The organism is Bradyrhizobium altum (assembly GCF_020889705.1).
In the GTDB taxonomy this organism is placed as follows: Bacteria; Pseudomonadota; Alphaproteobacteria; order Rhizobiales; family Xanthobacteraceae; genus Bradyrhizobium; species Bradyrhizobium altum.
The window spans coordinates 1-12,172 of record NZ_JACMYP010000261.1; the positions used below are offsets into that span (position 1 = coordinate 1).

General features: G+C 64.4%; 12 protein-coding genes. 7 read left to right on the forward strand and 5 right to left on the reverse strand.

Going from position 1 to position 12,172, the window contains the following annotated elements; all coding sequences use genetic code 11:
- Positions 1-855 (forward strand): MFS transporter (locus H8B02_RS38630; protein ID WP_229170981.1); only part of this gene is annotated, 855 nt, incomplete at its 5' end.
- A 350-nt stretch (positions 856-1,205) separates the two neighbouring features.
- Entirely contained in the window at positions 1,206-2,420 is a 1,215-nt protein-coding gene (locus tag H8B02_RS38635) for an EAL domain-containing response regulator (RefSeq protein WP_229170982.1), read from the forward strand.
- Between the two features lie 14 nt (positions 2,421-2,434).
- Here H8B02_RS38635 and H8B02_RS38640 read toward each other — a convergent pair whose 3' ends face one another.
- Both H8B02_RS38640 and H8B02_RS38645 read right to left on the reverse strand, forming a co-directional pair.
- Positions 2,435-3,337, reverse strand: coding sequence for an HpcH/HpaI aldolase/citrate lyase family protein (locus tag H8B02_RS38640; protein ID WP_229170983.1), 903 nt, complete (start codon positions 3,335-3,337; stop codon positions 2,435-2,437).
- A gap of 19 nt (positions 3,338-3,356) precedes the next feature.
- A complete protein-coding gene (locus H8B02_RS38645) occupies positions 3,357-3,836 on the reverse strand; it encodes a hypothetical protein (protein ID WP_092126210.1) in 480 nt (159 codons plus the stop codon).
- 206 nt (positions 3,837-4,042) lie between these two features.
- Here H8B02_RS38645 and H8B02_RS38650 point away from each other — a divergent pair, with 206 nt between their 5' ends.
- On the forward strand, positions 4,043-4,342 hold the full coding sequence (locus H8B02_RS38650) for a hypothetical protein (protein WP_050405553.1): 300 nt from the start codon (positions 4,043-4,045) through the stop codon (positions 4,340-4,342).
- A 118-nt stretch (positions 4,343-4,460) separates the two neighbouring features.
- Here H8B02_RS38650 and H8B02_RS38655 read toward each other — a convergent pair whose 3' ends face one another.
- Both H8B02_RS38655 and H8B02_RS38660 read right to left on the reverse strand, forming a co-directional pair.
- Positions 4,461-5,657: a hypothetical protein gene (locus H8B02_RS38655; protein ID WP_229170984.1), complete on the reverse strand. Its 1,197-nt coding sequence runs from the start codon at positions 5,655-5,657 to the stop codon at positions 4,461-4,463.
- A gap of 369 nt (positions 5,658-6,026) precedes the next feature.
- Positions 6,027-6,656 carry an NUDIX hydrolase gene (locus H8B02_RS38660; protein WP_229170985.1) on the reverse strand — a complete coding sequence of 210 codons (630 nt, stop codon included), beginning with the start codon at positions 6,654-6,656 and terminating at the stop codon, positions 6,027-6,029.
- 92 nt (positions 6,657-6,748) lie between these two features.
- On the opposite strand from H8B02_RS38660, the gene H8B02_RS38665 reads away from it, so the two are divergent.
- The 3 genes from H8B02_RS38665 to H8B02_RS38675 all read left to right on the forward strand — a co-directional run bounded on the left by H8B02_RS38665 (position 6,749) and on the right by H8B02_RS38675 (position 8,604).
- Positions 6,749-7,174, forward strand: coding sequence for a PaaI family thioesterase (locus H8B02_RS38665; RefSeq protein WP_050405556.1), 426 nt, complete (start codon positions 6,749-6,751; stop codon positions 7,172-7,174).
- A 99-nt stretch (positions 7,175-7,273) separates the two neighbouring features.
- Entirely contained in the window at positions 7,274-8,284 is a 1,011-nt protein-coding gene (locus H8B02_RS38670) for an aldo/keto reductase (RefSeq protein WP_229170986.1), read from the forward strand.
- Between the two features lie 119 nt (positions 8,285-8,403).
- Positions 8,404-8,604, forward strand: a complete 201-nt coding sequence (locus tag H8B02_RS38675; RefSeq protein WP_229170987.1) for a hypothetical protein — start codon at positions 8,404-8,406, stop codon at positions 8,602-8,604.
- 105 nt (positions 8,605-8,709) lie between these two features.
- Here H8B02_RS38675 and katG read toward each other — a convergent pair whose 3' ends face one another.
- Positions 8,710-10,875: a catalase/peroxidase HPI gene (gene katG, locus H8B02_RS38680; RefSeq protein ID WP_229170988.1), complete on the reverse strand. Its 2,166-nt coding sequence runs from the start codon at positions 10,873-10,875 to the stop codon at positions 8,710-8,712.
- Between the two features lie 118 nt (positions 10,876-10,993).
- Here katG and H8B02_RS38685 point away from each other — a divergent pair, with 118 nt between their 5' ends.
- Positions 10,994-11,947 carry a hydrogen peroxide-inducible genes activator gene (locus H8B02_RS38685; RefSeq protein ID WP_229170989.1) on the forward strand — a complete coding sequence of 318 codons (954 nt, stop codon included), beginning with the start codon at positions 10,994-10,996 and terminating at the stop codon, positions 11,945-11,947.
- The last annotated feature ends 225 nt before the right edge of the window (positions 11,948-12,172 follow it).

Sequence of the window (12,172 nt, forward strand, 5' to 3'; positions counted from 1 at the left end):
GGCCGCAACGAGGCCTTCAATCATGCCGGCAATGCGGCGGCCGCGGCGATCGCCGGCGGCACCACCTACTGGTTCGGTCCCGTCGTCGTGTTCTGGCTGCTCGCGGCAATGGCGCTCGCCAGCATCGCCGCGACGCTCTCGATCCCACCCGCCGCCATCGATCACCAGGTCGCGCGCGGGCTCGACGATCTCGCGGAGGAGCACGGCACGCTGCATGACCGGCCATCCGGCTTTCGCGTGCTGCTGACCTGCAAGCCGCTGCTGATCTTAGCGGCCGCGACCGTGATCTTTCATTTTGCCAATGCCGCGATGCTGCCGCTGGTCGGACAGAAGCTCGCATTGATCAACCGCAACCTCGGGACATCGCTGATGTCGGTCTGCATCATCGCGGCGCAACTGGCGATGGTGCCGGTCGCGATGCTGGTCGGACGCAAGGCCGACGTCTGGGGCCGCAAGCCGATCTTTGCTGTGGCGCTCGCAGTGCTGGCTGTTCGCGGCGCGCTCTATCCTTTGTCGGACAATCCGTACTGGCTGGTGTCGGTGCAATTGCTCGACGGCATCGGCGCCGGGATCTTCGGCGCGCTGTTCCCGCTCGTCGTCGCCGATCTCACGCACGGTACCGGACATTTCAACATCAGCCAGGGCGCGATCGCCACTGCGACCGGCATCGGCGGCGCGCTGAGCACGGCGGTCGCCGGGTTCATCATCGTCCACGCGGGCTACAGCGCCGCCTTTCTGTTCCTTGCGGCCGTCGCTTGTGCCGGGCTGATCGGCTACTGCGCGTTGATGCCGGAGACGTTGCGAACGCCAACGACGACATCACGCAGGACTGCATTGGCATCGCAGAACGGATGATCTGATTCGCCGTTGGTGCTCGGCGGCAACTCGATTTGATGTCCGACAATGGTGCAATTCCGCTTCTGCATCGACCGGACACCACAGTCATTAACGTCGTCTCGCGATGACACACGCGCGCAATGTTTCCGGTGCGGTGCAAAGTCAGCCACGATTGCTCTCATGAACGCCAGATGACGCATTTGTTGCGCCTGTAACCGCGGCAAGATGCGGCGATTCCGGAATCATTTGAGTCGAATTGAATCCTTTAAGGTTAGCGAACCAATCAATGTATGAACCAGAAATTTCCATGATTGCCGCCGCTCATGGATGTACGAGTCAGGCCGGGGTAATTACGGATAAGGCGGGGCATGAACCACATCAGTCACATCGGACAAACACGAGCCGGCTGGTTCGGACATCGCAAGCTGACCCCACGCGCATGCATTGCGGACAGCAAAAAACACCTTCGGACCTTCCTCGCAGAGGCGCTGGAAGACCTCGGCTTCATCACCAGTGAATGCGGCCAGGCTCTGGAACTCGACACCGTGCTGGACGCGGAGCGGCCCGATCTTCTGGTGCTCGGCGTGTCCGTGGACGGCATCGAAGTCAGTAAAATTCTCGAGACTTTGGTGAGAAAGGACTTCGACGGCAAGGTCCTCGTCATCGGTCAACCGGACTCCATCATCGTGAAAGCGGTTCGGCAGATCGGCGATGAGTACGGTATCGCCATGCTGCCGGCCCTCTCCACCCCGTTCAGCGCCGGAACCCTTCGTGACAGTCTTGCGTCATTGATGCCGCTCGAGCCCGCACCGAGCCCGGCAGTGGATGTGCCCGAAGCGCTGAAGGCCGGCTGGCTTGAGCTGTGGTATCAGCAGAAAATTCACCTCCGGACATTGGTTCCGAGCGGCGCCGAGGCGCTGATCCGGATGCGCCATCCCGCATGGGGCGTCGTGCCGCCTGCCTACTTCATCCCCGACGAAAGCGATCCGCATTTTCATGCGCTGTCCGAGTTCGTGATCGCGCGCGCGATCGAGGACTGGCGCTATCTGCTCGAACAGATCGGACCGGTCGATCTCTCGATCAACCTGCCGATCTCGTTTCTCGCCGACGACGCTGCGGTGCGCGAGCTTTGTTACCGGATTCCGGATCATGCCGCCTTCGCCGGCCTTCTGATCGAGATCGACAGCGCCGAGGTGGTCGATAATCTCGACTTGGCGATCGATGTCGCCCGGCGCGTTCGCCTGCACAATATCGGCATCTCGATCGACAATGTCGGCGCGAACTGGCCATCCTTGCTGGGATTGCCGAACTTTCCGTTCGTCCAGCTGAAGGTCGACCATCAATACGTCACCGGTTGCGCGGATCAGCGCCTGAAGCAGACGGTGTGCCGGCGTATCGTCGAGCTCGCACACGACGCCGGCGCGCAGGTTATTGCGCAGGGGGTCGAGACGCGCGCGGACTTTCTTGCCGCGCACGAGATGGATTTCGATCAGGTCCAGGGCTACCTGTTCGGCAAGCCGATGGGCGTCAAGAAGTTCGCCCGCTCGCGCATGCACTTTTCGGAGAAACAGCCGGCGTCTTGAGGCATGGCCTCCGGTCAGGCTCGAGCGTTGCGATCGATCGCGCGCAGCGCCTCGCCGCGCGCGATCAGGCGCTTTGCGTTGGAATAGGTCGGAACTTCCAGCAGCGAGCCGTCAAGTTCGACGCGCCCAAGGCCCTGTGCCCGCGCCGCTTCGAACGCAGCTACGATCCTGGCCGCCTGGTGCAACTCATCCTCGCTCGGCGTAAGCACGCCGTTGACGATGGCGGCATGTGCTGGATCGACCAGGCTCTTTGCGGTGTAACCCAGCCGTCGCGCCCAGATCGTGTCGCGTTCGACGCCCGCAGCGTCGCTCCAGGTGTAGGGACAATCGACCGCGACGACATTGGCGGCGCGACATTCGACGATGAAGCGCTGGCGCGCGTAAGCGAGCTCCAAGCCATCGCTGCCGCGCTCCGCGCCAAGATCGGCGGCGAGGTCTTCGGCGGCCATCAGACAACCGATGGTCCGCCGGCTCGCCGCCGCGATCGCGCCGGTCTGCACCAGGCCGCGCGCGAACTCGATGTTCGGCAACAGCGACGTTGATCCTTCGGCGATGCCATAGTCGCGCTCGAAGCGTGTCACCGCCTCGTCGAGTCTCGTGACATGGTGTGGCTCGGCGACCTTCGGCAGCGCGACGATGTCAGGATGGCCGCGCATGACGGCGGCAAGATCGTCCATGCCGTCCTGGTCCAACGGATTGACGCGGACCGCGACCACCACGCCCTGGTCGCGCCAGGCCGCGTAGAGCTCGGCCGCCAGCGCCCGCGCCTTCGGGCGCAGCGGCGGCGGAGTGAAGTCCTCGAACTCGTGGATTAGCATGTCGGCGCCGCTGGCGGCCGCGCCTTGCAGGACCGCCTCGTTGGCGCCTTCGAGAAACAGCCAGGAGCGGCACAGCGGGGCCGGGCGCAGCTTGCGCATCACACGGCCCGCACGGCCGTCATTGAAACGTCATGTCGAGGCATTTCGAGATGTCGGAGCCGAGACCGGACGAGATGGTGATGCAGCCGCGGATCTTCTGGGTGTTGGTATCGCTGGCCCAGATCGCATAGCCGCCCGGACCGAAGAACGAATTGGTGTTCGGCGGCTCGGTCTCGGTGGCGTCGAACGTGTAATTGCCGTCGGTCTCGAAGATGCGCGGCTTCTTGGTGCAGCCGCCGTCGGCCTGCACGTTGATGACCTCCTTGTTATCCCGCGTCAGCGCCAGCGAGACCTGGCAGCGGAAGTATTCGGAGGTCTTGGCGTTGAACAGATAGGCGTAGGACTTGCAGGTCGACGTGTTGAGCTTGCCGGCCGACAGGCCGCGGCTGCAGGAGATCCGCTGGTTGTTGGAGAGCTTGAACTCGTCCGCCTGCGCGACTGACGCCAGCGCCATGAACGACAGAGCGACACCGATACCGATCTTCATGACGTGGTTCATCCCGATCATCCCCAGGTAGTGTTTCCGGCAATCGAAGCGTTTGTAAACGGTAACGCGAAGATAGTCGCCAAGCTTGATGCGGGAAATCACAAAGTCGCTGATGGACGATAGCGGTCGCGCCGATTGTCGTATTGACGCGCAAATGCCGTTCGTGATTTGTTCAAGAACGTGGGGACGACGCCGTTTTTCTCGGCCGGAGGTGGATCATGACGCATTTTCTGACCAAGACCTTTATTGCGACTGCGGCGTTTGCCGCGCTGACGACATGCGCATTCGCGCAGGAAGCTGCGCCCTGGGAGCTGAAGACCGACATGGGCTACGCCTATGACAAGGACGGCAAGACCTGGGCCTACAAGATGGGGACCAGCAATGCCAACACACTGCTGAAGGGCGCCAAGAAGGTGCCGAAGGGGACGCTATTCTTCATTGGCCACAACGGCCAGCTCTACATGCGCTCCGGGCCCTATCTCGAGGGCGACGGCAAGTTCATGTTCGGCTCGAATTAGAGCGTTTTCGAGCGACGTGGACGCCGGTTCGCGTGGAGAAAACGCGTCAACGGAAGGGTCTAGAGCTTCGGTTCTGATTCAATCAGAACCGACAATGCTCTGACGCCTTCGATAGACCTCAGAACGCCGCGGCCAATTCCCTCGCGCCGGGCTTGTTGCTGTTGGAATCCATCCGCTCGTTGGTGATGGCAAGCAGCTTGGCCACGGTGTTGTGACGGATCGCGACCGGATTGCGTTCGTAGCCGGAGCGCTGGAAGAAATTCGTGGTCGGCACCTGCTCGCGCATCGCCTGCGGCATGGTCACCATGTCGAGCCCGGTGCCGTCGCCGGTCAGGTTCATCATCTCGAGCTCGGCCGCGGTCAGCGGTCTTGCGTGGCCCTTGTTGCGCGCGAAGATCACCGAGGTCAGCAGCTTGTGGGTCTGCAGCATCGGGCCGATATCGATGTCGAGCACCATGGCGTGACACGCCCAGCCCTGCGGGGTATCGGCGAGGCGCTGATGCGCCGACCAGTCGTCGGGCACGGTCAGCGTGAACGCGACCATCTTCTTCAGCACCGCGAGCTTGTGCTCCATCGCCTTGCGCGCCGGCCCCTGCGTCGCCGCCACTCGCGCGGTCAGGTCCCGGACAAATTCATGGCCCTGCTCGGCCAAAAGCTCGACGGTGTTGGTGGTGAGCAGCTGGTTGTAGCCCATCGCGGTGGAGATGGCGCGCTTGCCGCCATGCTCGATGCCGGCCTGCACGTCGTAATTGCCGGTGCCGCCGGTCTCGAACGAATAGACCCGCACCGCCTGCTCCGGCGTCAGCCCCGCGGCGCGCGCGTAGCGGGCATAGGCGCGCTTGAACTCGACCTCGCTCGACGGCCGCTGCGGCGTGAACTGGAATTGTTCGGCCGCCGCCCTGACCAGATCCGACACCACGGGAATCGTTTTGGGCGGACGCGGCGGCTTGCCGCCCTCTTCTTCCGGCGCCGGGTTGACCGGCCGCTTCGGGCCCTCATAGACCGGCGGCTGCTGAAGCACGTAATCGTCCAGCGAGATCTGCACGCGGTCGCGGCGCTTGGCATTGCGGCCGCGCCGCTTGTCGGCGATCGCGCTCCAATAGGCGCTGGCGTCCTGCTCGAAGGCGGCGCGCGCCTCCTGATATTCCTCCAGCTTGCGGCGATATTCCATGATCGCCTGCGGCGAGGCCTGCGCCATCGCATTGGCGACGGACGGCGGCAACGCATCGGCCTCGCCGGCCAGTACGGACGGCGCGCTGGCGGCGAGCGCGAGCGCGACAAATCCAGGAACGAGGCGAATCAATTGCGGGCGCATGGCCTCGTTGTAGCAAGCGCCGCCGCGAAGTCAGCCCGGAAATGTCCGGAGCGCAAGCGGCCGGATGCCGCGATCAGGTCCAGAATTTTCGCCACAATGCGGTGTTCTCCGAAGAATGCCGTGGAGATTGCGATGAGAATGGCACTCTGGCTCGCCGCCGCTGGCGCGTTGACGCTCGCCGCACCTGCGCGCGCCGAGCGTCCGGATTGCGGGTCGTTTCCGGATACGCGTTCAAGGTTCTCTTGTTACGAGAATGTGTCGCGGGCGCCACCGGAACCCGAGAGCGCAACGCATTCGCCTGTTGCGCAAGAGAAGGTAATGAAGATGAACGCCCGCAAGCGGCGTCACAAATAGCCGCATCGTTGCGGCCTACTTCCATGCGAACACCGGCTGCTCGAGATCGGCGACCCGGGTGTTGCGGCCGGCGAGCACCTCACGGAACTGATAGATCAGCGCGGCGGTCGGCGCATGGATCTGCTGGCCGCCGAGCCGGAAGCGGATCACGCGCCGCGCGCTCTCCGGGATCGTGACGAAGGTGAATGCATCGTCGAGCTCGATCGCCTCAAGGCCGATGCGATGGACGGACGCAACCTCGTCCGGGTTCGGCGCGATCGCCGCATGCGCACCGGCCCAGACCACGACCGGTGTGATCAGATAGCCGGAGCGTGTCGGATAGTCGTCGAGCATGCCGAGCACATCGCGTTCGGACAGCGCCAGCCCAAGCTCCTCGTGCAGCTCGCGCAGCGCGGCCTGGGTCTGCGTTTCGCCGGCGTCGCAGCGGCCACCCGGCAGCGCCCATTGCGCGCTATGGGCGCGCAGGCGCGCGCTGCGGCGGGTCAGCAGGAAGGCCGTGCTGCTGCCGTCATCACCTTCGGTCAGCGCGATCGCGACCGCCGCGCGCTTTAGCGTCGGTGCCGCATCCGCCGGCTCGAGGCGCGCGAATGCGGCGCAGAGCTCTGCGATATTCCGCCGGGTGGCATCGTCAAATGTGCGGGCCATGGAGCTTGACTACAACACAACAGCGTTTGATGAAATGAGCGCAACGACATGCCTCCTGCGATCAATCATTTGCAAGCAAGGGATCCCTCCTCATGACGGCCAAGGCCGCGGACAAACTCAAATCCGACGGCTGGAAGATCGCCGACACCACGGGTTTCCTGACGCTGATCGGCCCGTTGTGGGAGCGGTTGAAGGACGGCGCGCTCGAGCTCGCGCTGATCACCGAGGACAAGCACCACAACCGTCGCGGCCTGGTGCAGGGCGGCGTGATCATGACCTTCGCCGACCGCGCCTGCGGCATGGCCGCGCGCTTCGTCTCGGGCAAGCCGACGCTTGCGACGGTGCAGCTCGACACCCATTTCGTCGAGGCCGGCAAGATCGGCGAGATCCTGACGACGCGGCCGCGCGTGGTACGCTCGACCCGCAGCCTGATCTTCATCACGGCCGAAGTGACCGTCGACAAGCGCTGTGTCGCGATGGCCAATGGCGTGTTCAAGATTCTGAAGAACGAGAGTTGATCCTGTCATTCCGGGGCGATGCGCAGCATCGAGCCCGGAATCCCGATGTGCCGGGTCTGGTCCTTCAGGACATCCCGGAATGACCCGGAGGAACGATCGATGCAATATCGCCAGCTCGGCCGCAGCGGCCTGAAGGTTTCGCCGATTTGCCTCGGCACCATGATGTTCGGCGGGCCGACCGACGAGGCGACCTCGTCGCGGATCGTGGCGAAGGCGCGCGAGGCCGGTATCAACTTCATCGACAGCGCCGACGCCTATAATGGCGGCAAGTCCGAGGAGGTCGTCGGCCGCGCGATCTCGAACAGCCGTTCGAACTGGGTGCTCGCGACCAAACTTGCCAATCCGATCGGCGACGATCCGAACCATCGCGGGCTGTCGCGGCGCTGGGTGTTCCAGGCCGCCGACGAGAGCCTGAAGCGGCTCGGCACCGACTACATCGACGTCTACTACCTGCACAAGGAAGACCACGCGACGCCGCTCGACGAGACGGTGCGTGCGATGGGCGACCTGATCCGCGCCGGCAAGGTGCGCTATTTCGGAGTCTCCAACTACCGCGCCTGGCGCGTCGCCGAGATCTGCAACATCTGCGATCGGCTCGGCATCGACCGTCCCGTCGCGAGCCAGCCCTATTACAATGCGATGAACCGGATGCCGGAGGTCGAGCATTTCCCGGCCTGCGCCTATTACGGCCTCGGCATCGCGCCCTATAGCCCGCTGGCGCGCGGCGTGCTGACCGGCAAATACGCACCCGATGCCGCACCGGCCGCCGACACCCGCGCCGGCCGCAACGACAAGCGCATGATGCAGACCGAGTGGCGGCCGGAATCGCTGCAACTCGCGCAGGAGATCAAGCGTCACGCCGAGAGCCGCGGCATCACCGCCGGGCAGTTCGCGGTGTCGTGGGTGCTGAACTCGTCGTTCGTCAGCGCGGTCATTGCGGGACCGCGCACCGAAGCGCAATGGGACGATTACATCCGCGCGCTCGATTATCGCTTCACCGCCGAGGACGAAGCCCTGATCGACCGCCTCGTCGTCGCCGGCCATCCCTCGACGCCGGGCTTCAACGATCCCGCCTATCCGATCGAGGGGCGTCGGGCGCGGACCGGATAGCGTCCAGCCTTCGGTACTTCGCTCGGCCACGCCGAAGTCGCGTTTCGTAGCTTCCGAATTGCGCAAGCATCGCACAGGCTGCACCATCAGCGCATGGAAATGCTGATGCTGGTGCTGCAATGATGGCATCCAATGTACTGGACTGGATCGTGGCTCTCCTGGTGTGCTGGGCGAGCCTGACCGCGATCTTCGAACCTTCGCGCGGGGCCTCGCAGTGCGATGCTCCCATCGTGATGAGCAGCGCGGCGCAATCGCCACCGGCGATTCCGACGCAGGCGGAGTTCGAGGAGATGATCCGGGACATGAAGCTGCACGACTGAGCAAAGCTGCGGAAAGCCTTTCGTCTTCCAAATTGCGTCCCCGAAATGAAACAGGGCGGCGCCGAAGCGCCGCCCTGTCCCTGATTGCCGTTGCGTACCGGTCGCTTACTTCGCAAGGTCGAAGCGATCGGCGTTCATCACCTTGGCCCAGGCCGCGACGAAGTCGTTCACGAACTGCTCCTTGGCATCCGACGAGCCGTAGACTTCGGCGAACGCGCGCAGCTGCGAGTGCGAGCCGAAGATCAGGTCGACGCGGGTGCCGGTCCACTTCACCGCCTTGGTCTTGCGGTCGCGGCCCTCATAGACGCCCTGGCCGGCATCGCTCCACACCGTGCCCATGTCGAGCAGGTTGAGGAAGAAGTCGTTGGTCAGCGTCCCCGGCTTGCCGGTGAAGACGCCTTGCTTCGACTTCTTGGCATTGGCGCCGAGCACGCGCAGACCGCCGACGAGGACCGTCAATTCCGGTCCGGTCAGCCGCAGGAGCTGCGCACGGTCGACCAATGCCTCCTCGGGCTGCAGGAACTGATGCTTGCCGCTGATGTAGTTGCGGAAGCCGTCAGCCCGCGGCTCGAGCGGAGCGAACGATTCGACGTCGGTCTGATCCTGCGTCGCATCAGTGCGGCCCGGCGTGAAGGGAACCTTCACATGGGTGCCGCCGTCCTTCGCCGCCTTCTCGATCGCGGCCGCGCCGCCGAGCACGATGAGATCGGCCAGCGAGACCTTCTTGACGAACTCCTTCTGGATGGCTTCGAGCTTGGCCAGCACACCCTTGAGCTGCGCCGGCTCGTTGACATCCCAGTCCTTCTGCGGAGCAAGGCGGATGCGCGCGCCGTTGGCGCCGCCGCGCTTGTCGGAGCCGCGGAACGTGGAGGCCGAGGCCCAGGCAGTCGACACCAGTTCGGAGACCGAGAGACCCGAGGCGAGGATCTTTGCCTTGAGCGCCTCGATATCCTTGTCGTCGATCACAGCGTGATCGAGCGCCGGGACCGGATCCTGCCAGATCAGCGCCTCCTTCGGCACCAGCGGGCCGAGATAGCGCACGATCGGACCCATGTCGCGGTGCGTGAGCTTGAACCAGGCGCGGGCGAAGGCGTCCGCGAACTGATCCGGATGCTCGTAGAACCGGCGCGAGATCTTCTCGTAGGCCGGATCGTAGCGCAGCGACAGGTCGGTGGTCAGCATGGTCGGGACATGCTTCTTCGACGAATCGAACGCGTCCGGAATGACGGCGTCCGCGCCCTTTGCCTTCCACTGCTTCGCACCGGCCGGGCTCTTCGTCAGCTCCCATTCGTACTTGAACAGGTTCTCGAAGAAGTGGTTGCTCCACTTGGTCGGGGTCTGGGTCCAGGTCACCTCGGGACCGCCGGTGATCGCGTCAGCGCCGACGCCGGTGCCGAACTTGCTCTTCCACCCGAGGCCCTGATCCTCGATCGCGCCACCTTCCGGCTCCGGGCCGATCAACGACGGATCGCCCGCACCGTGGGTCTTGCCGAAGGTATGGCCACCGGCGATCAGAGCAACCGTCTCCTCGTCGTTCATCGCCATGCGGAAGAACGTCTCGCGGATGTCCTTCGCCGCGGCAACCGGGTCCGGATTGCCGTTCGGGCCTTCCGGGTTGACGTAGATCAGGCCCATCTGCACCGCGCCGAGCGGCTCGGAGAGCTGACGCTCGCCGCTGTAGCGCTCGTCGCCGAGCCAGGTGCCTTCCGGACCCCAGTACAGTTCTTCCGGCTCCCACACGTCGGCGCGGCCGCCGGCGAAACCGAAGGTCTTGAAGCCCATCGATTCCAGCGCGACGTTGCCGGCGAGGACCATCAGGTCGGCCCAGGAGATCTTGCGACCGTATTTCTGCTTGATCGGCCACAGCAGCCGGCGCGCCTTGTCGAGGTTGGCGTTGTCAGGCCAGCTGTTGAGCGGGGCGAAGCGCTGCTGACCGGCACCGGCGCCGCCGCGGCCGTCGGTGATGCGATAGGTGCCCGCCGAGTGCCAGGCCATGCGGATCATCAGGCCACCGTAATGGCCGAAGTCGGCCGGCCACCATTCCTGCGACGTCGTCATCAGGGCCGTGAGGTCCTTGATCACGGCGTCGAGATCGAGGGACTTGAATTCCTTGGCGTAGTCGAAGCCCTTGCCCATCGGATCGGACAGGTTGGAATTGTGATGCAGCACCTGAACGTCGAGCGTCTCCGGCCACCAGTCGCGATTCGCGTGCCCGCGGGGCCCGCCCGTGAATGGGCATTTGCCCGCGCCGTCGTCGGTTTTTGCGTCCATGTTTCTTCTCCGAGGTGATGGATTCTGGAATGCGCTGGAGCTCTTCCAAGAACGATTCTACGCGCCCCAATCCATCAGGTGAAATTGACTTTAGTGATCGCGTCGATAAGATAATCTGATGATAAATGTCACACTCCGGCAACTGAGGTATTTCGATGCGCTGGCGCAGCACGGGCATTTCGGGCGCGCCGCGGATGCCTGCGCGGTGTCGCAGCCGGCGCTGTCGATGCAGATCCGCGAGTTGGAACGAGCGGTCGGCGGCGTGCTGATCGAACGCAATGCCCGGCAGGTCACCCTGACGACCTTCGGCGAGGACCTGCTGCATCGCGTGCGCGACATCCTGCGCTCGGTCGACGAGCTCGGCGACTTCGCGCGCGCCTCGCGCGACAAGCTCGCCGGGCGGCTGCGCGTCGGAATGATCCCGACCATTGCGCCATATCTGCTGCCGCGGGTGATCGAGACGCTGGCGCGGCTGCATCCCGAGCTCGACATCCATGTCCGCGAGACGCTGACGCCGAAGCTGATCAAGGAAGTCGCCGAGGGCCGGCTCGACACCGCGATCGTGGCGCTGCCGGTGCATGAACCGTCGCTGACCGAGGTCGCGCTGTTCTCCGAGAATTTCCTGCTGGTGCGGCCGGGCGAGGACGCCAAGACGCCGGTGCCGAGCGCCGAGATGCTGCGCGAGATGCGGCTGTTGCTGCTCGAGGAAGGCCATTGCTTCCGCGACCAGGCGCTGTCGTTCTGCAACATGCAATCCTCGCCGCCGCGCGAGGTGCTGGATGCGAGCTCGCTGTCGACACTGGTGCAGATGGTCGGCGCCGGCATCGGCGTCACCCTGATCCCCGAGATGGCGGTGACGGTGGAGACGCGCTCGGCGCCCGTCACCGTCTCGCGCTTCAAGAACCCGCAGCCCTCCCGCACCATCGGCATGGTCTGGCGCAAGACCAGCCCGCTCGCCGCGCAACTCCAGCAGATCGCCGAGGTCGTCAGCCTCGCCGCTCGCGAGCTCCGCGCGCCGAAACAGGATGGCGCGAAGGACACGAAGCGTGCGGGGCGGCGCAAGGTGGCGTGATTGCTGATGCAGTGCGGCGGAGATGCTGCTCTCGTTTGACACACACATCGCGCCACACTCACAGCCGTCGTCCTGGCGAAAGCCAGGACCCATAACGACCGAATTTGCTTGTGAACGAGAACGCAGCCCCAGCGTCGCACGACAACTGACACTTGGGGTAATGGGTCCTGGCTTTCGCCAGGACGACGATGAGGATGGTTTCTCGATTCAATGTCTCAAACAACG

Coding starts and splice junctions, on each gene's coding strand:
- H8B02_RS38640 (WP_229170983.1), bottom strand. CDS start 3,337: ATGCGCAAGCTGCGCCCGGCCCCGCTGTGCCGCTCCTGGCTGTTTCTC.
- katG (WP_229170988.1), bottom strand. CDS start 10,875: ATGGACGCAAAAACCGACGACGGCGCGGGCAAATGCCCATTCACGGGC.
- H8B02_RS38645 (WP_092126210.1), bottom strand. CDS start 3,836: ATGAACCACGTCATGAAGATCGGTATCGGTGTCGCTCTGTCGTTCATG.
- H8B02_RS38670 (WP_229170986.1), top strand. CDS start 7,274: ATGCAATATCGCCAGCTCGGCCGCAGCGGCCTGAAGGTTTCGCCGATT.
- H8B02_RS38675 (WP_229170987.1), top strand. CDS start 8,404: ATGATGGCATCCAATGTACTGGACTGGATCGTGGCTCTCCTGGTGTGC.
- H8B02_RS38685 (WP_229170989.1), top strand. CDS start 10,994: ATGATAAATGTCACACTCCGGCAACTGAGGTATTTCGATGCGCTGGCG.
- H8B02_RS38635 (WP_229170982.1), top strand. CDS start 1,206: ATGAACCACATCAGTCACATCGGACAAACACGAGCCGGCTGGTTCGGA.
- H8B02_RS38665 (WP_050405556.1), top strand. CDS start 6,749: ATGACGGCCAAGGCCGCGGACAAACTCAAATCCGACGGCTGGAAGATC.
- H8B02_RS38655 (WP_229170984.1), bottom strand. CDS start 5,657: ATGCGCCCGCAATTGATTCGCCTCGTTCCTGGATTTGTCGCGCTCGCG.
- H8B02_RS38650 (WP_050405553.1), top strand. CDS start 4,043: ATGACGCATTTTCTGACCAAGACCTTTATTGCGACTGCGGCGTTTGCC.
- H8B02_RS38660 (WP_229170985.1), bottom strand. CDS start 6,656: ATGGCCCGCACATTTGACGATGCCACCCGGCGGAATATCGCAGAGCTC.